The sequence below is a fragment of the Bacillus piscicola genome (assembly GCF_022458745.1).
In the GTDB taxonomy this organism is placed as follows: Bacteria; Bacillota; Bacilli; order Bacillales; family Marinococcaceae; genus Alteribacillus_A; species Alteribacillus_A piscicola.
In genome coordinates this window covers 113,362-139,451 of sequence record NZ_JAJJJF010000001.1, presented here as the reverse complement: position 1 = coordinate 139,451, position 26,090 = coordinate 113,362, and the positions used below count along the sequence as shown (strand labels likewise).

Genomic DNA, 26,090 nt, shown 5'->3' with positions numbered 1-26,090 from the left:
CTGGCGCTTCCCTGCTGCAAAACATCCTTGAGCCTTCTTTGTGCCCTGACGAACAGTACGAGGGCGGGAACGAAGCTAGTCACTTCTTAAGAAAAATATTACGTATTTCGCATCGCACACACCAGCCCGTCCGGCATACTATTACTGATTACACCACCAGTCGCGTCCTTAATAAGGCTTCTAACTCACAAAACTTCATAACACAACCACTCACCAGGCTTCAGTTCTTGTAGCGCGATTTATAAGACCAGCTTCAACCGGGCTTCCCTCTTTTCCATTCGTATGAAGCGTCCATAAGACCAGTTCCAACCAGTCTCCTCTCGTTTTTGGTCTTATGGTGCGTTCATGAGACGTGTTTTCCGCGATTTCCTTCGTCTCCGGTCTTATGGAGCGTTTATGAAGCCTGTTTTCTGCATGTCCTGTCTCATCATTCTTTCCCAGCCTCAGTAACGTTTTCGGCTTTTTGCATACATGTTTGTTTCGTTCGCTGGGAATGCTGTGAAAGGGAGAATGGTTATGATGGTAAAGGAGATGATGATGTGGAAGTTGCGATTATGGGGGCGGGGCTTTCTGGGTTAGCGTGCGCGATTACGCTTGAAAAAAACGGCATAACGCCAGCTATTTTTGAATCGAGGGGCCAAGCGGGGGATCGGTTTGTGAATGGGGAGGTGCTGTTGTCCATTTTCACACACCCGATCAGTGACTGTATTGCGTCTTTGGCGGAAGACTACGGCATTTATTTGCAGCCGACCGCGCCTATCCAGCGAATGAGGCTGTTTTCTGAAAATGAACAGGCTACGATCGAGGGGCGTTTTGGTTTTTCAAATGTTCGCGGCCGCGAGGAACATGCTTTTGAAGCGCAGTTGGAACGGCAGACGAAGACGGACATTCACTATCATTCCAAGTATTCCTTAGACCAATTACAACGGGAGTACACACACGTCGTCGTGGCGACCGGCGACGGGGATGACGCGAAGGAGATGAGGAATTTCCATACGGATTTCACTGTTTCTCTGAAAGGGGCGACGGTGACTGGGGAGTTTGACCGCTATACGGTGATGGCTTGGCTGGATCACACTCTCGCCCCCTACGGTTACTGCTTTCTCATCCCGTTTTCGGAAAAAGAAGCGAATATTACGATCGCCATCCCGGACCTGCCGGTGAATAAGAACATCCAGATGGACGAATTGTGGGAAAGGTTTCACCCGCGCGTGCAAGCGCACCTTAACCAGGAGCTTCCCATTACCGATCAGTTCGACATCACCCGCTATCCGATCGGGATCTGCGAGTCACCGCGGATCGGCAATACTTTTTTTGTCGGCAACTGCTTTGGCACAATGATGCCTTTTCTCGGGTTTGGCCAACATCCGGCTATGTTAAGCGGGATTTACGCTGCGTATGATTTATGCGGCTTCGGGAAGTACGAGGAATTAACGAAACCCCTTCGGAAAAAATACGAAAACTCCCTCGTCCTCCGCCAATCCATCGAACAGCTGTCCAATAAAGGCTTCGACCGCATGATCAAAGCGTTACACGGACCATGGGGAGGAAAATTATTTCAGCCTAGAAAACTGGACCCGCTGCGTACCGCGAGCTATCTTCTGCGTCCGTATGTGAAACTCAAAGGGGCCCGTCCTTGACAGACTGTCTTTTTTTGCCAAGTCATCAAACAGCTACTCGTTTTACGAAAACTACGCCAGTTCGCGCGCCATTGAACGGAGCCATTCCAATTTCTTTCCTTTTGGCTGTGGGCTGGCGTGGTAATAGAACGGTCTTTTCTCGTATAGAACACCGGTAACTCGTTCTGCCGGCAATGCGTGGATTGCTTTCTCGGCAAGTTCTTTCACGACCGGGTTCGTTCCCCAGGCAGCGATAACCGGACCTGCGCATTGATCCAATACATGAGTAAGCTCCTGTTTGCGCTGCGTTGCAAAAATACTATGGCTCGTAAAACCTGCTTTTTCCGCTTCTTTCAGTTTGATACGGAAATCTTTAAGATTACCGCACCGAATATCAGAGAGGTTGATCACCAGCACATTGCACCATTTTCTCACGTGCATCAACCTCATGATCTGATACTGCGTGTTATCCGTTTTAGCTGGGATGTATTTCCTCTGATACTCCCTTTTCTCAACTACGTGCGGGATGTCATACGTGGTTTCCGCAGGCGAACATAAACCAGGATTCGCGAGTGTGAAAATGGCGTCAAATCGATCAATCTGTCTGTTGTCGTTCTCATAAATATGTACAAAATCCCGGCATGCAAACGTTTGCTCAGCGGTTTTAAAATTGTAAAAACTCGCTTCCGTAGAATAGGTTCCTTTTAACCTATCGGCAGTGAGAAAATCCACGCGCTACCACTCCTTTTCCATCATACATATCAATACTTTCGTGAGGACAGTCTCCCTCTCCTTCTATAATCCTCTTTCCTTCATTTTTTTCTTCCGTTTTTGTACCATTGAGAAGGAAAGGCGTGATTTCACATGTTGTCTACTTCTCATCCATCCTTTACATATTACCCGGTATCCGTCCCTGTCCCGGGTGACTTACGGTCGATCAATTTCTATTTGCTGCTTGTGGACGGTGACCTTATTTTATTTGACGGTGGCTTACCCGATGAAACATATTGGAATGCGTTAGTCGAAAGCCTGCACGAGAATGGTTTTTCTCTTGGGGATATTTCCGCGGTTCTCTTGAGCCATCACCATAATGATCATTGCGGGGTCGTGAATCAATTAACGGAAAAAGAAGACATTCCTGTTTATGCCCATGAAAAAGCCATCCCTTATCTGCAACGGGATGAACAACTTTTACAAAAACGGGCGGAATTTTTCAAAAAGTTGTATCAAGAATTCGACTGCGGCGAAGAAGGGGAAAAACAAGTGGCCCACCTCCTTCGCTCTATCGAAACGAACCGACCTTTTGCGATTGAGGCAGCTATCAAACCAATCGAGGAATTCCATTTGCCCTTGTTTCAGCTTCTCCACCTGCCCGGACACTCACCGGATCAAGTGGGGCTCTGGGAAGAAGAAACCGGACTGCTTTTTGGCGCTGATTTTTTAATTCAACATATATCGAGCAATGCCTTAATCGGACCGGATGAAAACGGCAACCGCCTCCCTTCTCTTATTCAAAATGTGGAGACGCTACAGAAAGTTTCAGAGCTCCCTGTGTCTTGTGTCTTATCAGGTCATGGCGAGAAGATAGAGAACCCGACATTTATTATCGAAAAGCGACTCCAGGGCATTGAAAAGAAGGGCGACAAAATCCTTCGTTTCATCGAAGAAGGGGCAAAAACCGGGCGCGACATTGCCCAGTCGTACTATAAAAACACGTACTACAAGCAATTCCCTCTTGTCATGTCAGAAATCATTGGGCAGCTCGACTACTTGGAGAAACAGGGCAAGATAACGAAAAGAATGCAAGGCGGGGTGTGGGTCTATCAACCCATTCATGCTTAAGTCCATTTCCAGAGGACGAGAGATAGGATAAAACCATGATACCCTTTGCTTTCATGTTGATCCATTAAACAAAAACCGGGTGGGCCTGATGAAAGGCTCCCTCCGGTTTTATTGAATAGTCCTCTACTTTGGGCGAGTCCGCGTGGCTCATACCCAACATCGGCTTGAAGCTCTGATCTGCGACAGTACCGGCCCGGGCATTTAGTACTCGGGCGTCACTTCACCTGTAACTGGATTCACAAGTGCAAACCAGTAACCATACGGAGAATCCTTAATCCCTACTTTTGCCCGGTACATTCCATTCTGGTCATCATAGTAAATCATTTTAACTTCCACGTTCTTACTATCGCTATTTTCTCTCTTAATTAAATCTACCGCTTCAGCCATAGCCTCATAGTTATCTCTTGGATGTGGATCTTTTTCGGCAACCATTTGGGTTAAACCATTAGCTTCTAAATGAGAGAAGAATACAGCAGCTTGAGCCCGTGTTAAAGTCTCATCCACGCCATAAGATGAAAAAGTTTTAATACCATTTCTTCCGCTGGATATATGATGATCATACATAAATTGGACAGCTGCGCTGATTTCAGCCCGATGCCCCTGGGTGGCCGCCAATACCCTGGCGATAGTCCCTCTTTTTACCGGCCTGTTCTTTATTGAGTCGTTATTATTTGCATAGCCTCTTAATGGCAGCCCGTACATATTCAATGAATTGTAAATACTTTGGGCCCAATGATAATCCCCGGGAACAGTAATAGGATTGATATTTAAATAATCTGCTAAAATTGCTGCGAATTGAGCCTCTGTCAATGTACTGTTTGGTTTGAAACTCCCGTCCCCGTATCCATTGACAATCCCTGCGTTACCAGCCCATTCAATTTCATGATAAGCCCAAAAACTCCTATGTACATCGGAAAAAGTTTGCGCACTCGTATGAGAATAGAATGGAACATATAATAGAAGTGCTAACAATAAAACGAAAACAATCTTAAATCCCCTCATGAACATAACCTCCATCATTAGTTATGGTAAAATCATACCATTAAACCATTTGGATGGGAACTTTTCCCGTTAACTATAAACTTACCAAAATGAAGAAAGTAAACCAGACTTCCCGGTAGATCGGAGAAAAAGCCGAAAAAAGGCTCTAACCAACAAAAGCTGTCGGTCAGAACCTTTTTCTTCGTACTTTCTACACCCAACCTTTACTCGTCTTGAGACGTTGTAACAGATACACCACGTTCTGCAAATACTTTTTTAGCGACGGTTAAGGCATTCAAGACACTCGGGAACCCGGTGTACGGGATAAGGTGCATGATACAGCCCACAATCTCTTCCGGTGTCAAACCAACGTTCAGCCCTGTTTTGATATGCATCTCAATCTGCGGTTTCCCTTGAGCTACAAGGGCTGTAATGGTTGTAAGTACCTTCTGCTTGTTATCCAACCCTGGGCGTGAGTAAATCTCTCCGAAAGCAAATTCCACCACGTATTTGCTTAGGTCCGGCGCAATATCACTAAATCCTTCTCCGATGTCCATCTCGCCAGTTGGGTTATCCTCTCCTGATAAAGTAAGCTCCATTAATTTCTCTAACCCTTTTTGATAACGATCTTCTGCCACTTCGAAAACCTCCTTGGTATGCATGATAATGCTTCCTATTTTTCTTCTCCGTATGTAAAGGGAAACAATCATTCCTGAAGCAGATTATACATGAAATAACCATTAAGGCAATGAATACCAAACACCCATGAAAAATAGAGAACAACAAGGGTTAAATAATCCCTTACTGTCTGCTCATAAACGTAAAAGAGGCTGTCCTCTTTGCTGCTCCATTAAAAATGGATATCGTGCTTTTATTAAATTAGTACTTACTTTTCGGGCATACTGAATGTTACAGAAACACCAGTATTTTCTTCCATTTTTGTAAGTATTTCTTTAAGAATTTCTAATGCCCTATCGTTTGATTCGTACTTTCCCAAAACATAACTATCTAGAAGCCCACTGCCAATAACACCTTCAACCTTTTTTCCATTTGCAGTAACCTCTCTTGCGTTTATCAGCCTTTTTTGATCCTGTGTTAACACCCACAGCATAAAAAACACCTCCTTTTTGTTCACATTTTTACACATCGCTTCATCTCTGTGCTTCGCGCTACGCCCGATTGCAACATAATATTCCTATTAAACTGGTCGAACTGTGATTTCGTTCACATTCACATAATCCGGTTGAGTTACGGCATATAGGACTGCTTTTGCAATGTCAATTGGTTCGAGCTTCTTTCTGTCGGTCTCAAAAGGGCTTTGTGAGCTTAATGGGGTCTCTACCATTCCCGGTGAAATGTTAGTGGTCCGTACACCAGTATTGGCAAGTTCTTTTTCCAACCCGGTGGAAATGGCACGTACCGCGAATTTAGTAGCGCAGTACACCGTCAGTCTTTCAATGACCTCAAATCCCGAATCAGAAGCAATGTTCACGATATGACCGCTCTTTCTCGCCAACATCTCCGGTAAAACGGAATGAATGCCGTAAAGAACGCCTTTAATGTTTATATCAATCATTTGCTCCCAGTCAGAGACATCTCCCTTTAGAACTCTGCTCGACCCCATTTTCCCGGCATTATTTACATAAAAATCTACACTTCCAAAAGCTTGTTTGGCACGTTCTGCCAGAAAATCAACATCCTGTTGCTTCGTCATGTCGGCTTGTATCCCTACTACTTTTTCTTCATTGCTAATTTCGGCGACTATCTTTTCCAGCTTTTCTTTATTTCTTGCGGCAAGGACAACATTAGCACCTGCTTCCGTAAGTTCTTTCGCAATGGCAGCCCCGATACCACTGCTTGCACCTGTAATAATTGCCGTTTTTCCTATCAATTGTTTGGTCATGGTCATTTGTCTCCTTGTTGCTTCATTCTTCTGTGAAAACAAAGAAAAAAAGAGCGTAATCGCTCCTTATTGGTTAGAGAGTATATGTTTTAATTCTTTTATTTCACTTTCGTGAGTAATAGAACGAACTGCTAAAGTCTCAATAATCCTTTGTTGCTCCTTTGATATAACTTTACTATCATCAAATCTTTCATCGATGTGATTTGCAACTTTTTCGATATAAAAACCAACACGATTAATTGTGTTGTCTGTCAGTTGTTCTTGGCCATCCTTAAGTTCTTTCATATCCTTATCTAAGTTATCAAAGCGGGTTTCAAAACCATCCAAGCGTTTTTCAAATCCACTCATATGCTGTTCAAGACCACCCATGCGACTCTCAAAACCATCCATACGGGACTCCAAGCCATCCAGGCGCTTTTCAAAACCACTCATGTGCTTTTCAAGGCCATCCATGCGACTCTCAAAACCATCCATACGGGTCTCCAAGCCATCCAGGCGCTTTTCAAAACCACTCATGTGCTTTTCAAGGCCATCCATGCGGCTTTCAAAACCATCCATACGGGTCTCCAAGCCACCCATTCGATGATTAACCTTTTGGACTTCGATGAGTATTTGCTTCAACGTTTCTTCCATTACCATCGCTCCGATTTCTTTTCTCTATTATAACACGGTTACATTAGAGTAAAATGATTTCACCCATTTCTTCACAAGTTCTGTCGAGCCTAGTTATTGGCGTGGTGCGAATAACATGACGGATACACCAACTATACAAATACTTGCACCTATCCAATCATAGAAATCAGGTGTTTTTTTATCAATTACCCATCCCCATAACACGGAAAGAATGATAAAGACTCCGCCATAGGCTGCATAGACTCTACCAAAGGATGGGAATGTTTGAAATGTAGCGATAACACCATATAAAACTAACGCAATACCTCCAAATAGCCCCAAAATAGCAGTCTTATCTTCACGCAACCACTGCCAAATAAGATAACCTCCACCAATTTCAGCTAAACCCGCTAATAGAAAAAGAAATATGGCTTTAAGCATTTCCCAATCACTTCCTTAACATTTTAACAAAAATTATTCTGCAATCAGGCTCAATTCCAGTACAATGACATTCAATTTTATTCCCATCGTGCAACAGGAGTTATTCGTTTTGAAAGCAAGTCTCATATTCATCTTTCATTAAAAGACTTTTACACGCCAAACCATTCTCATGATAAATTTCTTTGCCGATTTCTAATTCAATGCTTCTATTAGAATTCGGATAATCCGGTTCGTTATTTTGAATGTACAGCGTATTTTCGTCCATCCATTTCATAGAAAAATCACTTTTGGCATCACTATAATAAATGGTTTGGACTTTATTTTTCTCGTGGTTATCAGTAATTTCAACCCAAACGTTAACACCGCCTGCGGCACCACCGTACGGTTCATAATAGGCATTAGCTGTATATTCTTCAGTGGGTGATGTTACAGGCCCAGGTCCCGGTTGGACGAATGCCCTATCAATTTCACTAAATGTAAAAAAGTACGATTCATAGAGGTAAATGGAAAAAATCAGAACACCCCCGGCCAACGTTGCCATACCTAACTTTTTAGGAAAAGGCTTCTTTTTAATGAAAGAAATTATTATCCTTGCGCACAAAATCAAAAATAAAACAACGGTAATGAAAGATGTGAAGAGCCCAATTATTAAAATCATAATCTCCCCGTTCTAAATCAATAATACACCTCTCCTTCAACTCTACTGCCCACTTACTTCCTCCCAATTATTTCAAAGGGACACAACGAACTCAATCTTTATTCCATCAAAAAAGACGCTTTCCCTGTTTAGGTTAAGCGCCAATTGCTTAATTGAATCAATATAACAAATGGGGAAACAGAGAACGTTATAATTTATAATATCATTCGTTTTTTGACTTGAATAACTGTTGGTTGTAACGGAAGGCGGCGACTCCAGCGTGCGTCGGCTAAAAACGGTCACGTCCTGTGACCAACGCCGACACTAGGACGTCGTGTTCGTCGAAAGCAACAGCTGAAGATCCCGCAGTGAGCGGGCTTTAAGGGGAAAGGCTAAGAACGCCACGTCCTGTGGCAACGCCTTTTTGACCAACATCCTGTTGGCCCGAGGAAGCTGAAGCGTTGCCCGCGGCAAAGAAGACACAGTGAGAGCAAGCGTAAGCGCAGTCTTGAACTGATGTCGCCCTTGTGCCTGTAGGTGAAAGCGTCCGCCTGCAGTGGAAATCAAACTTTCTATGTTGCGTCTAAAATTGTTCGTACTTTTCCAACCGTACTTTAATTATGAATTGTATCATGAAAGGTATGTGGTTGAAGATATTCCGACGGCGCCGGTTACGTCCATTTCTTAAACAATACGTCTATCGTGAATTCATTTTCGTTAACCTCTACCACTACGGTTCCCGCTTGTTTATGAATCAGCTGTTGAATAATGTGCAGGCCCAACCCAAGCTGGCCGCCTGTTCGGCTGGCATCCATGGTGACGGTCCGATCAAAAATCCGATTAAGTTCCGTACTATCAAATTCGTCCACGTCATTTATTGCCCTTAACCGGACATATTTTTCTTCTTCGAGCAGATTTATTGTGAAATAGCTTTTCGCATGGCGTAAGGCATTTTGAATGATATTGATCACAATACGATTTGTTGCTTTCCGGTCGCCCAAGATAGGTGATACTTTCCCTTCATCCACATGTACCTTCAACTGCTTTTTTTCAAAATCATGGTAGAACAACAGCATCGCTTCGATCACGTGCTCATCCAAAAGCTGCCGCTCCAAGACCATTTGATTATCCATCGATTCCATTTGCGAAAGCTCATAAAATGAATCAACCATCATCGTGAGGTTATCAATTTTCTTTTGTATAATCGTTACAAACTCTTTCTTTTCCTCTTTGGTCAAAGACGGATCTGTTAACAATTCCGAAAATCCCTTAATGGACGTCAAAGGTGTGCGCAAATCATGGGAAATATTTGTGATTTCTTGCTTGAGCTCTTTCTCCCGCTTTTCTTTATACTGTTGATCTTGTTTGAAGAAATAAATAAGCCGGTTGATTTTGGCGATAAAGTGCTTCATGGTTTTACTGTGCGTATTTGTGCGAACCAATTCATTTGTCCCGAAGTTCTCAATAATTTCGTCCAGTTGGTTTGTCATCTTTCTTACATCCCAATGAAAAAGCAAAAGTGCTCCGAAACTAATGATTAACAGAACCATCAACAGAGCGATGATCAACCAGCCATTCATAAGAATTCTTCCTTCCGCACTTTTAATCGATACTTTGTTTGGCGAACCTTTTCGCGCCTACTAATAGTGAAACTGCTGATATCGCAATGCCGACAACCCAATAGCGATAATCAAATGTTGCTGCTTGATCCACAAATTCCATTAAGTTTTCATCCAGCAGTGTGCTTGGCGCATATTGATACAGCTCGCTTAAACCTGTAACCGGTCTGAGTATCATTCGTAACAGATCACCGGAAAACATAAAGAGGAATAGCAACAGGATAATAATATAGACATCGCCGAACTTCAGCATTTTCAGCGCATGAATCATGAAAAAACCACCGAGTACGATCGGCAGCATATTGAAACTGGCGATCAAAAAGCTTTCCACGGATTGTGCGTCGTCAGCTAAAAGGCTCTCTCCCAATCCAATTGTATAAACCATTCCTATCATACATAGCAACAGAAAATAACTTACTGTCAGGATGAGTTTTGACCAAAAAATCGCACTTCTGGAAACACCAAAAGAGATAGACTGTTTCAGTAAAGACGTGTCCTTCCCTGTTAGAGCTACATTAAAAAGGAACGCTACGATTAAAATAAGCAGGCTTCCGCTAATCACATTTGAATAAAAGAATAGACTTGTTGCGTACGGGAAATTTGTTTCATACTGCCCTAACAGGTACAAAACAACTGCTGCGGCAGTAATTAGCAGGAGACAAATCAAGCTTGTCAGGTAGAGGCCTTTTTTACGCAGCAAACGATAATTTTCACTTTTTATATAATTAATCATTTGCATCATTCCCCTCTACAAGTCCTAAGAAATATTCTTCTAAATTCAACGCTTCAATGCGAAACTCCATCACGGACACGCCATTGTTTACTAAGAGGCTATTAATCTCAGCGCTTTCTTCCACATGATTCTGCAGGCTGATTACTTGATCCGGAAGCACTTTATAACGAATATCCGGATATGCGCTTTCCAGCAATTGCGCCGCTTTTGTCGGGTTATCTACTTTCAGCCTTATTTGTTTCTTACTCTTTTCATCTAACGTTCTTTTACTTAAATCCTCCACAATCATGCCGTTTTTAATGAACACAAAACGCTTTGCCAGCAATTGCAGTTCCGTTAAAATATGGCTGGAAACTAAAATGGTGATTTGCTTTTCTTGGTTCAGTTTCAATAATAAATTACGAATCTCCCTAATCCCTTCCGCATCCAACCCATTAATTGGTTCATCCAGCACTAAACAATCCGGGCTGCTCAGGAGACAAAGCGCGATACCTAATCGTTGCTTCATGCCCATGGAGTAGTCTCTAAATCTTTTTTTCTTTTGATTCGCCAACCCGACAATTTGCAAAACTTCATAGATGCGTTCCTTTTCAACAACGCCTCGTTGAATTCGAAAATACTCCAGATTTTGAGTTGCCGTAAAGTCCGGGAAAAAGGCGGGTGTCTCAATCATGAAACCCATTCGTTTTTTTGCTTTCGTCATTTCCTTGCCTGATTTTCCAAATAAGTGAATATCCCCTGAAGTCGGCATTAATTGTCCGGCAAGCATTTTAAAAAACGTTGACTTTCCCGCACCGTTTTTACCAATTAATGCACAAATTTCCCCTTTTTCCAACGTGAAATCAATAGATTTGATGACTTCTTCCTGCTTAAACATTTTTGTCAATTGGAACGTCTGAATCAGTCTTTCCATATTCTTGACCCCTTCACTCTGTTCGTCATACAAGTAGTGTAGCTCAGGCGTCTTTAATTTCCGTTAAACAAAACATAAAGAAATCATAAAGAAATTAGATAAGCATGAAACCTACTCCCCAAATGGTTTTTATGTACTCATCCGCTGTAATTTCGGCCATTTTCTTACGGATATTAGAAACATGGACACTAATGGTATTGTCCTCGCCTAAATAAGGACCTGTCCAAATCTGTTCATAAATCTGCCTTTTGGAAAAAGCACGCTCCGGATGATTGACAAAAAAAGACAGAATATCAAATTCAGCGTTCGTTAATGGCAGCTCATTATTTTCTAACGTGGCGACTCGTTTTTCTGGATGGATACGAAGCTCACGCCATACGTTCTCCGTCTTTGATGATGGAACATCTGTTTTACGTAATTGAACTTCGATCCTTGCCATCACTTCTTCCGAATTAAATGGCTTGGTTATGTAATCGTCCGCCCCCATTTTTAATACTTGCACTTTATCCTCTATACCAACCTTCGCTGAAATCACGATAATCGGTATCGTAGTCTCTTCTCTCGCCTTCATGATAAATTCCTCTCCGCTTATTCCCGGTAGCATCAAGTCCAAAATAATTAAGTCATATGAATTATTTTGGACTTGCAGCAACCCTTCTGTTCCAGAATAAGCCGGAACCGCAACCATCCCTGCTTTCTCAACAATCACACTCAGTAACTTACTAATCTCCTGATCATCCTCAATTAGTAAAATACGATACCCTTCCTCCACACTCTTCACCTGCTTTATTGGATCTTTTTGTATACTGAATCAATTCCATGCGTGCTTATTTAGGTGGCAATTACGAACAATAACACAAATGAATTATATGTTATTCGTTTACTATCGTAAATATCTGTTGTTGATTGTAACGGAAGGCGGCGACTCCAGCGGGAAAAGCAACAGTCCGAAGACCACGCAGACCCGCTTGCAGGTCAAGGGGGCTGAGGCGTTGCCCGCGGAAAGCGTCCGCCTGCAGTGAAAATCAACTTGTCTATGCTATGTCCAAATTGTTCGTATTTCAAACAACTGTATCTTAATTATGAAACTCGCTCTATTATTTATTATAACTAATATAGTGTGTTTTGTTTTGTAAATGCAGGTGTACACTGTGACACTATAAAAGGGCTGTCAGAACAAAAGGGGCTTCTAACTGAAGTCCCTTTTGCAAGATTCCTATCAGATGGCTAGGCTTCTTTCTGTTGTTTTTTACGTTTCTTCCCCGTCTCATCACAGCAGTCGTCATTTTCATCTGCTTTCACTTCTTCAATTTCGACGCTGCAACAGTCTTTATTGGACTTGGAGAATAATTTTTTTAGCCCAGACATTTTCTCTGCCATTTGTCTCACCTCCTTTAAAGAATCATTTGCAGAATAACCCCTGTACTGACAGCGACAATCAAGATGGAAGCCACGAATGAGATTACTAATTTCTTTTTAAATAACTTACTTAAGAGGACAACTTCCGGAATGCTTGCTCCTGCTCCCCCAATTAAAAGGGCGATAACGGAGCCAATCCCCATTCCTTTGCTCACCAGCGCGTCACCGATAGGCAAGATTGCTTCTGCCCGAATGTACATCGGGATACCAAGAATGGAAGCAATAGGAATCGTCCACGGCTTGTCGCCTCCTGCATATGTCACGATAAAATCTTGTGGAATAAAGTCATAAATAAAAGCACCAATAAACACACCAATTACTAAGTAAGGCAGTAATGGATAAAAGAAGCTCCACGCATCTTCAAGCGCCAATTTCCACTTAGATGCTGCCACATTTTCGTCTTGGCTGCTTCCTTTTCTTACGTTCACGTTCTTAACAGAATGCTCAAGCCCCAATGCTTTCCAAACAACACCGATCAAAACAGCAAATATCCCGACAATGACAACGTAATAAAGTGTTAACTGCCAGCCAAGCAACGTCCAAAGTAAAATAACAATGACGGGATTCAAAAGCGGGGAAGCAATTAAGAATGACATAGACGGACCAAATGGTGCTTTGGAAGACAGCAGTCCCGCTAAAATAGGGATGGTCGAACAGGAACAAAACGGGGTCAAGGCCCCCAGACCTGCGCCGTACAGATAACCACTCCATTTATTTTGACGGTCGAGAATTCGTTTAATTCTATCTTCTGTCACCTTTTGCTGTAGCCAACTTACCAAAAAACTAATGAAAATAAATAACACGGTTAATTCTACAAAAAGCTTGAAAAACGTTTGCAAAAAGCCCAAAACACTGTCCATCCTATTCCCTCCAGCTTATGTACATCAATTTTATTTGATATATTAATCAAAAAAAGTTGATGTTTTGATTAAAAAAAATTATTTTTTCTCTGGATAAAAGATACAGCATAACTCTTCTGATAAAAGTCCCCTTACCTCTGCTTCATGTAAGCGATAATAATTCCATGTGCCGATCTTTTCTCTCGTAATTAAATCAGCATCCAATAAAATTTTGAGGTGGTAGGACAGTTTGGATTGTGGAAGCTCTACAATTTCCGTCAAATCACAAACACAAACCTGTCCACGTTGGTTTAATTCATACATGATCTTCAAACGAAGTTGATCAGCTAAAGCTTTATACTTTGCTTCATATTTTTTGAACAGCTCTTTTTGATTAGCTTCGTTTATTCCTTCTATAACTGACATTTCTATTCACTCCTTTACATCAATTTTATTTGATCTAACGCTAGTATATTCCCCATTATTTTACATTGCAACCGTATCAATCAATTTTTTTTGATGGATCGTTAATAACACAAAAGGTGGCCGTATTTTTTTGAGATGTAAGCGCCTTGAGAGAAAACAGGCGCTATTTTACATTTCTTGGGATTCTCCAGGAACTTCTTTACTTAGCAGATAGCCATTCAACTACTTCATCTATGTTTTTGTCTGGTGGGAAAACAGGATAAAACACTTTTTCAATGATCCCATCTTGCACAATAAGAGTAAGTCTCTTGATAAGCGTCATGGAATCTACCTCAAATAATGGGAGGTTTAACGCATTCGATAAAGCCAAATTGGAATCACTTACGAGTTGATAAGGCAAATGAAGCCGTTCAGTTAATTCCTTTTGATATTCTGTACGTTGAGTGCTTACTCCGAATACTTTTGTATTTAATTTTTGTAATTCCTGAAAATGATCTCGAATAGAACAAGCCTGTGCTGTACATCCCCTAGCACCTGGGATGTCATTCCACCCACTAGGAAGACTTACTCCCGGCTTTCCCGTTAAGGGGTAAAAATATAAAACAAGTCTCCCCTTTATCTGTGACAGATCTACACTTTCGCCTGTTGTTGAGTGTAATGTAACGGATGGTATTTCTTTACCTTTCAAATGATTACATGCACCGTCATCCTGCGGTTCAGGAAGGTCATCAGGAAGTTCTAAAAAATGTTCCGTCATTATCTCCACTCCTCTATCAATGATTTTTCCCAACTATAACTATTTTTACAGATTTCCGAATGAGAAAGCCCATTCCTTTACCTTTAGGCGTGAGTTAACAGTGTAAGGAGGTATGAAAAGTTACTTCTCATTGATATAACAAAGTCAACAGAGCCGACCAAGGTGGGTCATTTTTTATTGGGATTTATTTCCGAAATGCTTCTAATCGTTGAATTTGAACTCCTTTGTCATCAAAGTTCTCCTCTGCCAACCACTGTGTGAATGCTCGTTTGTATAGAGGCCATTCTTCGACCAGCATGGAAAACCAACTGGTGCTTCGTGAGCGGTTTTTATAGATAACGTCATTTCTAAAGGTGCCTTCATATTTAAATCCTAAGCGTTTTGCTGTTTTGATAGAGGGAGCATTAAGGGAATCACATTTCCATTCATAGCGCCTGTATTGAAGCTCTTCGAATACATACTTAGCTAATAAATAGTGGGCTTCCGTCGAGATTCTAGTCCTTCTTAATGCATCCGAAAAATTAATATCCCCTACTTCAATGACCCCATTTGCTTGATTTATCCTCATTAAACTAAGAATCCCAAGCGGTTTGTTTGTCTCTTTGTTTAACACGGTGTAATAGACGCTGCCGCTGCTATCTATTTTGCCTACTATAGTTTGTTCAAATGATTCAAAACTCTCAGGCGGTTCGTCGATTAAATAGGTCCAATTCCGAGGGTGGGAATCTGTAAAAGCGCTATACAGTTCTTTAGTATGCGCAGGCGTTAATTTGGTAACAATCGAATATTTTCCAACGTAATGCATATCAGAAGGGAACTGTCTCTTCTGCCAATTGGACAACTCCTCCCCAATCGGCTGGTTATATTTGTTTAATCGCTGAGCCACGTAATAACCACACTTCCTTACATTAATTGTAAAAACGACCGCCAACGGGACACATTAACCATGGGGGCGGTGAGATAAATCATTAAAGACTAGACGGATCAAATTCACAAGGGTTTTTCGTTTACGCTTGTAAATATCTATAGTTAATTGTAACGGAAGGCGGCGACTCTAGCGGGAATTAACGAAAGAACTCATGTCGGGAAGGGAACTTCTACTAAGAACGCAAACGTCCTGTTTGCAACGTAGAAGTCAGTACATCCTGTACAAGTCAACGCAGAATCCACCGCATCCTGCGACGCACAGGAGGTGCTAGGGCAGCCGTTCCCACAGGACGTGGGGAACTTAGGCGGCTTCCTTAGATCCCGCAGGATGCGGTCAAATGGTATTTCTTTACCTTTCAAATGATTACATGCGCCGTCATCCTGCGGTACAGGAAGGTCGTCAGGAAGTTCTAAAAAATTTTCCGTCATTATCTCCACTCCTCTATCAATGTTTTATCCCGCTCCGATTTCTTTTCTCTATTGTAACACGGTTACATGTGTTGTGGTCTCATACAGCACTATCACAATCACGCCACAACAAATAAGACGCCTATCTGGTTCGATAAGCGCCCGTTCCTTTCATCAACGTGATACCTGCTTTTCTTTTTCGTGCAGCCAAACAAAAAGGGATGTAATGAGCTTGGACACGAGAAAGAAAGCCAAATAAAACAAGAACAAGTGAACGTAATTCAGTCCTTTAAACATATGGAAAAGGTGAAGCTGTACCAAAAGTGGCTTCATGATAAACGCCAATATTGCTGATAACAGCACAGCATATACATACATGTTCTTTTTACGGTGTAACGTCCATTGATACAACAACATAAAACAAACGGGTACGAGTGAAGCATCTAAGCTAAAGCTAGGCAAACACGGTATCAAGTGATAAGGATACTCCCACAGGCCTAAGCCAATACCAATTTTATTGGCATAAGCGAACCACACGTGATAATTCAGACCAAAAAAACCGAGGAGCAGTATCTTCCTTTTATCAATCCAAATAAATAACACAATAAGAGGTGTAACTAGCATGAGGACTAGCAACCAATACTGCCACGTTGTTAAATTGGAAAATGACTGCCAATATTCTAGTTGATAGTGACTTACTTTTTCGGCCCCAGCTCTTATGACATCTAATAACTCAGATTGTTGACTATTCATAATGAAAGACCACCCTACAACGATTTATAGGGTATTTTAACCTTTTAGCGTTCCATTATACCTTCTTCGAACATGGCAGCGCAGAAGCAGATAACCTATTCTCCTCCAAATAATAATAACAGTCCTCCCGCAACCGGGACGGCGACGAGCGTTGTTTTTAAGACGGTTGGGTGAAGACGAGCGGTGAATTTAGCGCCTATATAGGAGCCGATCATCGTCCCGGCGACCACTTTGATAAACAAGAGGATATCCAAATGGCCCGTCGTATAATATCCAAATCCCCCCACAGCCGCAATCGGTAAAATAACAAGCAGGGTCGTTCCTGCTGATTGCCGTACGGATAAGCCAAAGAAAAACAGCAGGCCAATTTGAATAAACGGCGAGGCACCCACACCAAACAATCCCGACAATATACCTGTCGCAAGTCCGACACCACCTGCCGCCATCCAAAAACGACTGCCGGCTGGTACCGTCTGCGCGCCGGCATTTGCCCAAAACTGGCCGAATTTCGTAAAGAGACGAAGCCATAACAACCCCGCCGAGAAAAACAGCATAAAGGCGGTTAACGATTCTAACTTACTGCCAGGAACCAGATTGGCAATACGCGAACCAACGAAAGCGCCGGCAGCGCCAAATAGACCTGTGGCAAGGCCGACTCGCATCAGGACATTGTTTTCTTTAAAGTGACTATACGTACCGGACAGCGAAGTAAAGACCATCGCTGCCAGGGACGTTCCAAGCGCGGTATGTACGGGAATTCCAAATACAGAAGCTAACATCGCAATAATAAAACCAGAGCCTCCTGCCCCAATAAAACCAAGCAGGAGACCCATAACGAGCATCGTGACAAAAATAAACAAGAGTGAAAATCCCTTCTGTCCATTCATATAGTTATTCGTTTACATGACCTATCACATGAATAAAAAGGAAGAATTGCTTCCCATTCAAGCACAACTAATTGTTTCTTATTATACAATACCTCTCTCTGTCCTGCCATCACACTTCCGATACTTGAAAAGATAGTTGGAATACGTTAGGCAGCTGCTTCAGTGGTATTCAAGCAGCTCTCACCGCATCAAGTAGACATGTCATGCCTTTTCTCGTTTTTACAAACGATATTTGAAAATCTCCTCATACATTGGGGTAAAAAGGTCATACTAACGTTTGACGAATTTCCATAGGTGGTAACTGCTTCTTGAGGAGGGAATAATGGATGGAACATGACAAGGAGAAAGGGAACAAACATGAGGATGTGAAACGAGAGACGCTGACCACTCGCCAAGGGCGGCCGGTAACAGATAACCAGAATATGCGTACCATCGGCAGACGCGGCCCGGGAACGATGGAAAACTATCATTTCCTTGAGAAAATGTCCCACTTTGACCGGGAAGAGGTACCAGAACGAGTCGTACATGCTCGTGGAACCGGTGCCTTTGGTTATTTTGAGACATACGGAAAAGCGGGAGAGGAACCCATCGAAACGTATACTCGCGCAAAAGTATTTTCTGGTGCGGGGAAACGGACGCCGCTTATGGTCCGCTTTTCTACTGTAGCAGGTGCGAAAGATTCACCAGAAACAGCTCGTGATCCACGTGGGTTCGCTGTGAAAATGTACACAGAAGACGGGAACTGGGACATCGTTGGAAATAACCTTAAAATTTTCTTCGTCCGCGATGCGATGAAATTTCCCGATATGATTCATGCCTTCAAACCGGACCCTGCTTCCAATGTGCCAAACCCGGAGCGGATGTTTGACTTTGTATCGCGCACACCCGAAGCGATCCATATGATCACCTTTTTGTTTTCGCCGTGGGGAATTCCAGCCACATACCGTCACATGCAAGGTTCCGGGGTTAATACGTATAAGTGGGTAAACGAAGAAGGCAAGGCGGTGCTGGTGAAGTATCACTGGGAGCCAAAGCAAGGGATCCGCAACTTAACGCAAGAAGAAGCAGATAACATTCAAGCAAAGAATGTCGGTCATGCGACCCAGGATTTATATGAAGCGATTGAACGCGGCGATTACCCGGAATGGGAGTTGTTTGTCCAGATCATGGAAGACGACTACCATCCGGAGCTTGACTTTGACCCCCTTGATGATACGAAGCTTTGGCCGGAAGATAAATTTCCATGGCTTCCGGTAGGACGCATGGTGCTTGATCGCAATCCAAAAGATCATCACGCGGAAATTGAACAAGCTGCCTTTGGTACAGGTGTCCTTGTGGATGGAATGGATTTCTCTGACGACAAAATGCTCATCGGCCGAACGTTTTCTTACTCCGACACCCAGCGTTATCGAGTCGGAGCGAATTATTTACAACTACCTGTTAATGCGCCGAAAACCGAGGTGCGTACGAACCAACGCCGCGGTCAGATGGACTACCGCGACCCGAACGAATCCGGTGAAGATCCGCATATCAACTATGAGCCATCCCTGTTAGGTGGGTTAGAGGAAGCAAGTGAAGAGAATCGTAAGCCGCACCGGCCGACTTATCATGCGGAGGCTTTGAGTGCTCCGATCGACCGTCCGAATAACTATGGACAAGCCGGCAAAACGTATCGTAACTTGCAGGATTGGGAGCGCGACGAGCTTATTAAAAACCTTTCGGAGGCATTGGCTGTTTGTGACACGCGTATTCAACACACCATGATTGATCACTTCACACAAGCAGATGAAGACTACGGCCGGCGTGTCAAAGAAGGTATCGAGAAAAAAATGAAAGAACTGGAAGATGTGAAAGCAAGCCTTCCTGGAAGGGAATCAAAATGGGTGAGCTTTACGCAAGGCTCTATCGATGATAAAGAAGCGACACAAGATGCGACAAATAAAAGTCGCGAATCAGATCCGTATTAATCTGCTAAAAGCCCTGAGACGTCGTGAGCGGCCCAGGGCTTTTCTCTTTTTTTACACCACATCCTCCCGCCTTTTTACATGCTTTTTATTTTCTCAATCAGATGTTCGGCAGAATCGGAGAGGGCTGGGTTTTCGTATGTGATTTCCAACTGTCCGGGAAAGTATGTATCGTACACGGCTGTTTTCTCGAGCCATCTTTTATCGTAGCTTGCTTTGCCGATCATGCCAAGGTGTTCCCAGTATATTTCCTTTTCCCCGGCTGTAATCGTAAAGTCCGGTTCAATCCAGCGCCCCTGTTCGTAGTAGAGTTTTTTCTCGTATTCATAGTTAATGCCGGCATCATACAGGAGATTCGCGATGATCACTTCCGATTTGGAGCGGACTAAATCCCCTTTTCGTGTGCGGTAAATCTTATTTAAGAGATGCTTGTCCACCCCTAAATACCGGCCAATTTCTTGGTGAAGTTCCCGCGAATTCTCACATGACTCCAGTAAGTGAGTAAAATAATCTAATAGCCGGTGCTTGTACGCGCGCTTTCCTTCCATATCCTCTTCCAGGGCGCGGATTTGCTTTTCATCCAATTCCGTATACTCGCTTTTAACGATCAAGCATTTATCGAGGTTCTTTTTCAGTTTGACCGTGCCATTTGTGACGGCCGCATAGACGTCCGCACTCACTTCATCCGGAGTACGCCCACTTTTTTTCACGGTGCTGATAAAGCCCTTTCGTTTCGTCAAGTTCGATAACTCATCCACTTTCGGGTCTTTGATTTCTGAGAAAATATCTAACGTCGTGAATCCCTTGGCGGCAATATCGAGAATCCCGTTGTCCAAAAAATAGGCAAGACACTGCTGTACTTCTTCATCATTGAAATAGGGGAGCGTTTTGTAGGCGATTTTATTCCCGGTAATCTTCTTAAACACTTCTTGCAGCTTCTCTATCGACGGAAAGGTCCGGTCGATGAAGTGGGTTTTCTTCACCTGAATATTTTTGTTGGAATAAAGCAAATACGCATTCGACGCCTGTCCGTCCCGTGATGCTCTCCCGACTTCTTGATAATATTGCTCTACCGACTCGGGAATCATAAAGTGAATGACGACACGAATATCTGGAATATCGATGCCCATTCCGAAGGCGTTGGTCGCAAAAACGACATCCACCTCATTGTTTTTAAAAGCCTGAATCATTTTCTGCCTTTCAGCAGCTGCCATGTCGCCGTGAAAATGAACAGCACGGAACCCTTTTTCCACCGCCGTGTCCTTCAGCTCCTCGGTTCCTCGTTTGCCGTATTTTCGGTATAAATAAACGAGAACTTTTTCATTTTTATGGATGTTCAGTAACTCCCAGAGCTTGTCTTCCTTTTCATCCTCCGTTGCGAATTTCATTTTTTTCAGCTCGATTTCTGAACGGACGAGCAGGTCGTCTTTCACGATGTTACGTCTCGTGATGTGAAACGCATCACAAATCTCGTTGATTTCTTTTTCATTTAACGTCGCAGTTAAGCCGAGCACCACCGGCCATTCCGCCCCATACACCTTATCCAAAAACTCAGGAATCCGCTTATAAAAAGGACGGAAGCTGAAACCCCACTGGCTGACGCAATGAATTTCATCAATCGCAATGAGCCGGATGTCTGCTTTCCGCGCCCTCACCGCGTACTCGAACAACCCGTCCACCGCGATCCGCTCCGGACTGACAAAAATAAAATCAGGATTCCGCTCACGGTTCGTGAATTTTTTCAGCAAATCAACCTGCTTTTTCGGCGGAATCCCCCCGTGAATCGTCAACACGTCATAGCCCTGCTCGCTGATCTTGCTCGCCTGTTCATCGATTAAAGCAATTAACGGCGAAATCACAATGGTGGTTCCTTCCAAGGAGGCGCCGGCCAGCCAATAGATTAAGGATTTCCCGCCGCTCGTCGGCATAATACACAGCGTATGGCGCCCCGCGCGCACATTGTTCACGGCAGCCGCTTGCATCTCTTTTAACGAAAACTGCTCCGCCAAATTCGGAAAATAGCGGGAAAACAAGGAATCTGCGTTAGAGGCCATGCTGCACCTCCTTCAGCTGACTTTTCAAGAAGTTAATTTCATCCGAATGCGTGGCGGCCACAAACTGCAAAAACGCGTTCACCAACACAAAACGATACTCACGGTTTATATGCACACCCAGTTTCTCCGCTTCTTTATCCAGCATGTTAAAGATTTGCAGCGCATAAAAAGAAAACAATTCATACGGGTAAAAATAATTCTGTTGGGTCGTGCTCTCCTTCACGTTAATCATGAGAAACTCGGAATCTTCCTCGCACCCAAATGTCTTTTTATTCGTCAAATACCAGAGCGCCCACAACGCGTCACGGCTCCGGTTTGGAAAAAAGGACGGGTTTTGCTTGTATAACAAATGACTCTTAATGCCGCCGCCAATCGCCCCGTAGACGATATAATCCTCCGTATCCAGCTCTTCAAAACCGAGCTCCTCCAACGTCGTAATCGCCTCAAACTGCTCGGCGGTCCGGCTTTCCTTGTATGTATTCGCAAACATCGCTAAGTTCATCACCACATCTAGCAGCTCCGCCGGGTTAGCAAGATTAAAATCACGCTTATACTTATCGAGCTCTTTCGCCTCGCTGTAAATCGTCACCCGGATAATCGGGCATTCGTCACGCAGAATTTTATTTTTAAAATGGTTCGGATCATCCTCGTATTCGTCGAAGGCCTCTTCATCCAACAACTCTAAATAATCGTCCCGATCTTTCTCAAACGCAGCGATACTTTCCTGAAAAATCCGCTGAAACGTCTCTTTTTCATCCTTTTTCCGCCTTTTCCATATATCCCCGTCGCTCCCGAAATGCTCCGCTAAACCGGCAAGATCATCAAGAGACAACCCCTGACCCGCTTCCGACTGAATGAAGTCATGAAAATAATCAGGAAACGTCAGCCTGATCTCCGTCAACACCTGTTCCACATGCTCCGGCGCATAACAAACCTCTTCAATATTATGTGGGTAATACATCGCACATCCACCCTCACTCGTATAATATGTCTTGGTGTTCCTACTATTTTGAAATGATCCTATTATACCATAATGGTAAATCAAGAGATTACTAGAAAAAAAGACCACTCGCTGGTGAAGTCGAGAGGTCAATAACGAGCTTATACTGCTTGTCACCCCATGTTAACCGCCAATCTGGATGGATTGGTTTTTGTTTTGGAGGGTGGATAAGATGCTTAATGCGGCTAGATAGCTTGTTTTCGGGTTATTTGGCATAGGTTCGTTTTCAATCGTTGTCTGGAAGTTTCCAAAGGTGCCGGCCGCTTCAATGGTGTGGGTGTTTTTTGTCACCTGCGGATCGGCACTAATCGTCACCGTTGTTGCGGTTGTGCCGATGCCGGCTAACGAGAGGATGATCGCGACATTTATGTTTTTCGGGAATTTTTCAATCGCTTCCGCTGCACTGCCTTGAAAAACAATCGTCTCTTTGCCGCTATCCTCTGTGATCCCAAGGGACTGCGGGGTTTTTCTCGTCGTAATCGCGACCTTCTGCAGGCCTCCTAACGCCTGGGCCGACTGTATCATATCAAGGCCGCCGATTGCGCCGGACGGAATGTACAGCTTGGCGGCATTTTCACCGGCAAGCGTTCGTGCTTCGCTGTAAAAAGCAGGATCACTCAACGCACCAACACTGCTTAACAGCAAGTCTTTCCCCGCTTTCAGCACGTGCGGCGCGACCGCTTTCACTGCCTGTACCGTCGCCGCTTCGGCCACCACCTCAATGGAAGAGTCGAGAAATTCATCGATATCCGTGTAAAAATCAATGTGATACGCCGCTGCAAGTTCAGCCCCCACTTTTTCATTTCGTCCGTAAAGCGAGCAAATCTGCATCTCCTCTTTTAACTCCGGATTGCCATTAATAGCCTCCAGCAAAAAAGACGCAATATTTCCCGTGCCGATTATACCAATATGCAATAACGCCACCTCTTTCCGATCACTGCAAGTTCTACTCTTCCCTCTACCTTAGCATGAGAACCCGCAGCAGACCATGAAAGAGCTCCTCCGACCTTTTTGCTAAGAAAAGCAGATTACCCGTGACCTGCGCAGTGTAGATACTTTGCCAGTTAGTCTGGATTCTTCTCTTCTCAGTGTGGATATCTTTCTGGAAGTATGGATTCCTTTTGCTTAAGTCTGGATAACTCAGTCCGGAGTATGGATTTTTCGCGTGTAAGTCTGGATTCTCTTTACCCTAGTATGGATTCTTCACGCGACATGACCGGAACGAGGTACACTAGGCGGCTTGAGACTAGAATTAACGGTAGCATCCGTATCTCCGGTCTTATGAAACGCTCATGAGACCTAGTTTTGCTCGTTTCCTTGAAATTCGTGTCTCATGAAACCTCGAAGTCTGGATTCTTCTCCATTAAGTGTGGGTATCTTTCCGCAAATATGGATTCTGTGTGTTTAAGTGTGGATATCCCTGTCCGAAGTCTAGATACTTTTCAATTTAGTATGGATTATTTGCGTGGGGGCACCCCGAAAATCCTCATTTTTCTTTCGCCTTCTTCCTGCAGGCCAGGTTTTCTTTTTTCCAGTAACATGTAGACAAAAAAAACAGCCGCACTGATTTATAGTGAAGCTGTCGAATCTATAAAATGGGGGTAACTCTGTACAACTAGGCCATAATGGATAACAAGACAGTTTGAGAAGAGAGCTAATGGGCATATGGAAGCATTATTTTGTGGATATTTTTAGTGATCGTGCTTGCCTTATTATGCTTTAGCCTGAAAAAGCTGTCTTTTCACAGAGTGGATTATCCTTTATTTAGTAACCTCTTATCTTTCTATTATTGCCGGGGTCGTTGTTGTAGAAGAAAATATGCTTGATTACCCTGTGAAATTTTTGAATGAATATTTCGAGTCTAATTTGCTTTATGAATACCTTTGGCTGCCAATGGCCACTATTTATTTTTACAAGACCAGGGTACACAAACCAGCACATTCGGGTGTTCAGTTTGATATGTCTCTTTCCAGGGAATGTCCATGTTTCTCCAGGTGCGGCCTGTATCGTCTGAGCGAAAGAGGCCGTGGTTGTTGAGGGCGTAGAACACACCGGCTTGGTCTGGGTGCGCGGTTAAGGTGGAAATGAGCATGCCCTCTGGACGGGGCAGGCCGGCGGTTACTTCTTCCCACGGCGCTTCGCCTTCTTTTCGGTAAATCGTGGAATTCGCGCGGCTCGGGACGTGGGCATACCACGGCGCGTCTGCGGCCCCAACGAGCACAATATCCGGATTCCCGGAATCGACCGCTAGTGTGTACAAATAGTGATTGCGAAGCCCTTCGTTTGGATGTTTCCACGTGGCGCCGGCATCGGTGCTTTCTGCGTAGCCGCGTCCTGCTTGGAAAAATCCGTCTCCGGTCGCGGCATAGATACGTCCCGGCGCTTTTTCATGGAGCGCAAACGTATGGGTATCGACGGGACCGTTGAATTTTCGATCCTCCCAGTGGTTTCCGCCATCGAGACTCCGCAGAAATGCGCCGAATTCGATGGCCACAAACAGCTGTTCTGGATCGTTCGGACTGGTTTCGAGCCAGCGAACGTGACTCGTATGCGGACGGGGCGGGTAGCTCCATATCGGCTTCGACGGCAGCGTTTGAATGTCCTTATATTCGTGCCACGTGTCACCGCCGTCGTCCGAATAATAAATCGCGCTCGGCTCCGTTCCCGCATACACGAAGCTGTAGCCTTTTTCGGACTGCTTGGCACTAACAGTCAGCGACAAAATATGCGGGGAATGAATCACGTCATCCTGCACCGGCATCCTAACGTGCGGCACCCCAACCGGCTCCCAGTTATCACCGGCATCCACACTTCGCCACAACCCGTGCCCATACGTTCCGCAATAAAGCCGCTTCGTATCGGAAGGATCCGATGCAAAACTGACCACTTGCAACCCCTTCAGAATCACCTCGGACCTGCCGCTCTCTTCATCCAGTCTGACAAGTTCATCATCCATGGAAAAATAAATCACGCTTCCATCCCGCCTTTCTGCAATTCTATTTAAAACTCGCGTCATCGCTATTCCTAAAGCCCCTTGCCCCAAGAAACAGCGCCCTTTTGGTACAATAGCCCGCCGCAGCGCGTGTCATGAGACCGGTTCTGATGGAAAATCTAGTAATCTTGGTCTTAGGAACCTTCCATAAGACCATTTGTGATGAAAACTCTAGCACTCCTGGTCTTATGAACATCCCATAAGACCACTTTTGACGAAAATGCTAGCAATCCTGGTCTTTTGAACACCTCTTAAGACCACTTTTGATAAAATATCTAGCTGTCTTGGTCTTTTGAACACTTCTTAAGACCATTTTTGATGAAATCTTCAGCTATCTTGGTCTTTTGAACGCTCCTTAAGACCA

At 43.9% G+C, this 26,090-nt stretch carries 26 protein-coding genes and 1 pseudogene; 4 read left to right on the top strand and 23 right to left on the bottom strand.

The features are described 5' to 3' along the window. The first annotated feature begins 539 nt into the window (after positions 1–539). Complete coding sequence (locus tag LOR49_RS00650; RefSeq protein WP_240374069.1) at positions 540–1,640, top strand: NAD(P)/FAD-dependent oxidoreductase; 1,101 nt, start codon at positions 540–542, stop codon at positions 1,638–1,640. 51 nt (positions 1,641–1,691) lie between these two features. On the opposite strand, the gene LOR49_RS00645 is transcribed toward LOR49_RS00650, so the two are convergent. Beyond that, the gene (locus LOR49_RS00645) at positions 1,692–2,351 is read right to left on the bottom strand and encodes a hypothetical protein (protein ID WP_240374068.1); all 660 of its coding nucleotides are present in this window, start codon (positions 2,349–2,351) and stop codon (positions 1,692–1,694) included. Between the two features lie 132 nt (positions 2,352–2,483). Between LOR49_RS00645 and LOR49_RS00640 the strand changes: the two genes are divergently transcribed. After that, complete coding sequence (locus LOR49_RS00640; RefSeq protein WP_240374067.1) at positions 2,484–3,461, top strand: MBL fold metallo-hydrolase; 978 nt, start codon at positions 2,484–2,486, stop codon at positions 3,459–3,461. 201 nt (positions 3,462–3,662) lie between these two features. Here the strand turns inward: LOR49_RS00640 and LOR49_RS00635 are convergent, their stop codons facing one another. The 18 genes from LOR49_RS00635 to LOR49_RS00550 all read right to left on the bottom strand — a co-directional run bounded on the left by LOR49_RS00635 (position 3,663) and on the right by LOR49_RS00550 (position 17,716). Beyond that, positions 3,663–4,463, bottom strand: a complete 801-nt coding sequence (locus LOR49_RS00635; protein ID WP_240374066.1) for an S-layer homology domain-containing protein — start codon at positions 4,461–4,463, stop codon at positions 3,663–3,665. Positions 4,464–4,666: 203 nt separating this feature from the next. Beyond that, on the bottom strand, positions 4,667–5,080 hold the full coding sequence (locus tag LOR49_RS00630; RefSeq protein WP_240374065.1) for a carboxymuconolactone decarboxylase family protein: 414 nt from the start codon (positions 5,078–5,080) through the stop codon (positions 4,667–4,669). 248 nt (positions 5,081–5,328) lie between these two features. Beyond that, positions 5,329–5,553, bottom strand: coding sequence for a hypothetical protein (locus tag LOR49_RS00625; protein WP_240374064.1), 225 nt, complete (start codon positions 5,551–5,553; stop codon positions 5,329–5,331). Positions 5,554–5,640: 87 nt separating this feature from the next. Beyond that, positions 5,641–6,345, bottom strand: a complete 705-nt coding sequence (locus tag LOR49_RS00620; protein WP_240374063.1) for an SDR family oxidoreductase — start codon at positions 6,343–6,345, stop codon at positions 5,641–5,643. Positions 6,346–6,411: 66 nt separating this feature from the next. Continuing rightward, positions 6,412–6,978: a hypothetical protein gene (locus LOR49_RS00615; RefSeq protein ID WP_240374062.1), complete on the bottom strand. Its 567-nt coding sequence runs from the start codon at positions 6,976–6,978 to the stop codon at positions 6,412–6,414. A gap of 93 nt (positions 6,979–7,071) precedes the next feature. Further along, complete coding sequence (locus LOR49_RS00610; RefSeq protein ID WP_240374061.1) at positions 7,072–7,398, bottom strand: YnfA family protein; 327 nt, start codon at positions 7,396–7,398, stop codon at positions 7,072–7,074. A gap of 100 nt (positions 7,399–7,498) precedes the next feature. Beyond that, a complete protein-coding gene (locus LOR49_RS00605) occupies positions 7,499–8,056 on the bottom strand; it encodes a DUF5412 family protein (RefSeq protein ID WP_240374060.1) in 558 nt (185 codons plus the stop codon). A gap of 650 nt (positions 8,057–8,706) precedes the next feature. Continuing rightward, positions 8,707–9,615: a sensor histidine kinase gene (locus LOR49_RS00600; RefSeq protein WP_240374059.1), complete on the bottom strand. Its 909-nt coding sequence runs from the start codon at positions 9,613–9,615 to the stop codon at positions 8,707–8,709. Between the two features lie 22 nt (positions 9,616–9,637). Next, a complete protein-coding gene (locus LOR49_RS00595) occupies positions 9,638–10,387 on the bottom strand; it encodes an ABC transporter permease (RefSeq protein ID WP_240374058.1) in 750 nt (249 codons plus the stop codon). Further along, a complete protein-coding gene (locus LOR49_RS00590) occupies positions 10,380–11,300 on the bottom strand; it encodes an ABC transporter ATP-binding protein (RefSeq protein ID WP_240374057.1) in 921 nt (306 codons plus the stop codon). Before LOR49_RS00590 ends, LOR49_RS00595 begins: the two co-directional genes overlap by 8 nt. A gap of 94 nt (positions 11,301–11,394) precedes the next feature. Beyond that, the gene (locus LOR49_RS17580; protein ID WP_240374056.1) at positions 11,395–12,072 is read right to left on the bottom strand and encodes a response regulator transcription factor; all 678 of its coding nucleotides are present in this window, start codon (positions 12,070–12,072) and stop codon (positions 11,395–11,397) included. A 455-nt stretch (positions 12,073–12,527) separates the two neighbouring features. Then, entirely contained in the window at positions 12,528–12,680 is a 153-nt protein-coding gene (locus tag LOR49_RS00580; RefSeq protein ID WP_240374055.1) for a hypothetical protein, read from the bottom strand. Positions 12,681–12,694: 14 nt separating this feature from the next. Further along, positions 12,695–13,579, bottom strand: coding sequence for a permease (locus LOR49_RS00575; protein WP_240374054.1), 885 nt, complete (start codon positions 13,577–13,579; stop codon positions 12,695–12,697). A 78-nt stretch (positions 13,580–13,657) separates the two neighbouring features. Continuing rightward, positions 13,658–13,984: an ArsR/SmtB family transcription factor gene (locus LOR49_RS00570; protein WP_240374053.1), complete on the bottom strand. Its 327-nt coding sequence runs from the start codon at positions 13,982–13,984 to the stop codon at positions 13,658–13,660. A gap of 199 nt (positions 13,985–14,183) precedes the next feature. Beyond that, positions 14,184–14,741 (bottom strand): peroxiredoxin, encoded by a 558-nt coding sequence (locus LOR49_RS00565; RefSeq protein WP_240374052.1) that lies wholly within the window; start codon positions 14,739–14,741, stop codon positions 14,184–14,186. A 184-nt stretch (positions 14,742–14,925) separates the two neighbouring features. After that, entirely contained in the window at positions 14,926–15,627 is a 702-nt protein-coding gene (locus LOR49_RS00560) for a GNAT family N-acetyltransferase (RefSeq protein ID WP_240374051.1), read from the bottom strand. Between the two features lie 623 nt (positions 15,628–16,250). After that, positions 16,251–16,829, bottom strand: coding sequence for a CBO0543 family protein (locus LOR49_RS00555; protein ID WP_240374050.1), 579 nt, complete (start codon positions 16,827–16,829; stop codon positions 16,251–16,253). 95 nt (positions 16,830–16,924) lie between these two features. Further along, entirely contained in the window at positions 16,925–17,716 is a 792-nt protein-coding gene (locus LOR49_RS00550) for a sulfite exporter TauE/SafE family protein (protein WP_240374049.1), read from the bottom strand. A gap of 326 nt (positions 17,717–18,042) precedes the next feature. On the opposite strand from LOR49_RS00550, the gene LOR49_RS00545 reads away from it, so the two are divergent. Further along, positions 18,043–19,683, top strand: a complete 1,641-nt coding sequence (locus LOR49_RS00545) for a catalase (protein ID WP_240374048.1) — start codon at positions 18,043–18,045, stop codon at positions 19,681–19,683. A 74-nt stretch (positions 19,684–19,757) separates the two neighbouring features. Here the strand turns inward: LOR49_RS00545 and LOR49_RS00540 are convergent, their stop codons facing one another. The 3 genes from LOR49_RS00540 to nadX all read right to left on the bottom strand — a co-directional run bounded on the left by LOR49_RS00540 (position 19,758) and on the right by nadX (position 23,649). Next, complete coding sequence (locus LOR49_RS00540; protein WP_240374047.1) at positions 19,758–21,734, bottom strand: RecQ family ATP-dependent DNA helicase; 1,977 nt, start codon at positions 21,732–21,734, stop codon at positions 19,758–19,760. Then, a complete protein-coding gene (locus LOR49_RS00535; protein ID WP_240374046.1) occupies positions 21,724–22,695 on the bottom strand; it encodes a hypothetical protein in 972 nt (323 codons plus the stop codon). The genes LOR49_RS00540 and LOR49_RS00535 overlap by 11 nt, the downstream gene beginning before the upstream one ends. A gap of 162 nt (positions 22,696–22,857) precedes the next feature. After that, positions 22,858–23,649, bottom strand: a complete 792-nt coding sequence (nadX, locus tag LOR49_RS00530) for an aspartate dehydrogenase (protein ID WP_240374045.1) — start codon at positions 23,647–23,649, stop codon at positions 22,858–22,860. Between the two features lie 837 nt (positions 23,650–24,486). On the opposite strand from nadX, the pseudogene LOR49_RS17675 reads away from it, so the two are divergent. Further along, a pseudogene (locus tag LOR49_RS17675) lies at positions 24,487–24,603 on the top strand (CBO0543 family protein); the annotation flags it as partial. Positions 24,604–24,634: 31 nt separating this feature from the next. Here the strand turns inward: LOR49_RS17675 and LOR49_RS00525 are convergent. Continuing rightward, positions 24,635–25,777 (bottom strand): WD40/YVTN/BNR-like repeat-containing protein, encoded by a 1,143-nt coding sequence (locus LOR49_RS00525; RefSeq protein WP_240374044.1) that lies wholly within the window; start codon positions 25,775–25,777, stop codon positions 24,635–24,637. Positions 25,778–26,090: the final 313 nt, after the last annotated feature.

What these genes read in the sequence shown, in the direction of transcription:
- LOR49_RS00640 (WP_240374067.1), top strand. Translation starts at nt 2,484, where the DNA reads ATGTTGTCTACTTCTCATCCATCCTTTACATATTACCCGGTATCCGTC.
- LOR49_RS00635 (WP_240374066.1), bottom strand. Translation starts at nt 4,463, where the DNA reads ATGAGGGGATTTAAGATTGTTTTCGTTTTATTGTTAGCACTTCTATTA.
- LOR49_RS00625 (WP_240374064.1), bottom strand. Translation starts at nt 5,553, where the DNA reads ATGCTGTGGGTGTTAACACAGGATCAAAAAAGGCTGATAAACGCAAGA.
- LOR49_RS00620 (WP_240374063.1), bottom strand. Translation starts at nt 6,345, where the DNA reads ATGACCAAACAATTGATAGGAAAAACGGCAATTATTACAGGTGCAAGC.
- LOR49_RS00615 (WP_240374062.1), bottom strand. Translation starts at nt 6,978, where the DNA reads ATGGAAGAAACGTTGAAGCAAATACTCATCGAAGTCCAAAAGGTTAAT.
- LOR49_RS00610 (WP_240374061.1), bottom strand. Translation starts at nt 7,398, where the DNA reads ATGCTTAAAGCCATATTTCTTTTTCTATTAGCGGGTTTAGCTGAAATT.
- LOR49_RS00605 (WP_240374060.1), bottom strand. Translation starts at nt 8,056, where the DNA reads ATGATTTTAATAATTGGGCTCTTCACATCTTTCATTACCGTTGTTTTA.
- LOR49_RS00600 (WP_240374059.1), bottom strand. Translation starts at nt 9,615, where the DNA reads ATGAATGGCTGGTTGATCATCGCTCTGTTGATGGTTCTGTTAATCATT.
- LOR49_RS00595 (WP_240374058.1), bottom strand. Translation starts at nt 10,387, where the DNA reads ATGATTAATTATATAAAAAGTGAAAATTATCGTTTGCTGCGTAAAAAA.
- LOR49_RS00590 (WP_240374057.1), bottom strand. Translation starts at nt 11,300, where the DNA reads ATGGAAAGACTGATTCAGACGTTCCAATTGACAAAAATGTTTAAGCAG.
- LOR49_RS00580 (WP_240374055.1), bottom strand. Translation starts at nt 12,680, where the DNA reads ATGGCAGAGAAAATGTCTGGGCTAAAAAAATTATTCTCCAAGTCCAAT.
- LOR49_RS00575 (WP_240374054.1), bottom strand. Translation starts at nt 13,579, where the DNA reads ATGGACAGTGTTTTGGGCTTTTTGCAAACGTTTTTCAAGCTTTTTGTA.
- LOR49_RS00570 (WP_240374053.1), bottom strand. Translation starts at nt 13,984, where the DNA reads ATGTCAGTTATAGAAGGAATAAACGAAGCTAATCAAAAAGAGCTGTTC.
- LOR49_RS00565 (WP_240374052.1), bottom strand. Translation starts at nt 14,741, where the DNA reads ATGACGGAACATTTTTTAGAACTTCCTGATGACCTTCCTGAACCGCAG.
- LOR49_RS00555 (WP_240374050.1), bottom strand. Translation starts at nt 16,829, where the DNA reads ATGAATAGTCAACAATCTGAGTTATTAGATGTCATAAGAGCTGGGGCC.
- LOR49_RS00550 (WP_240374049.1), bottom strand. Translation starts at nt 17,716, where the DNA reads ATGAATGGACAGAAGGGATTTTCACTCTTGTTTATTTTTGTCACGATG.
- LOR49_RS00545 (WP_240374048.1), top strand. Translation starts at nt 18,043, where the DNA reads ATGGAACATGACAAGGAGAAAGGGAACAAACATGAGGATGTGAAACGA.
- LOR49_RS00540 (WP_240374047.1), bottom strand. Translation starts at nt 21,734, where the DNA reads ATGGCCTCTAACGCAGATTCCTTGTTTTCCCGCTATTTTCCGAATTTG.
- LOR49_RS00535 (WP_240374046.1), bottom strand. Translation starts at nt 22,695, where the DNA reads ATGTATTACCCACATAATATTGAAGAGGTTTGTTATGCGCCGGAGCAT.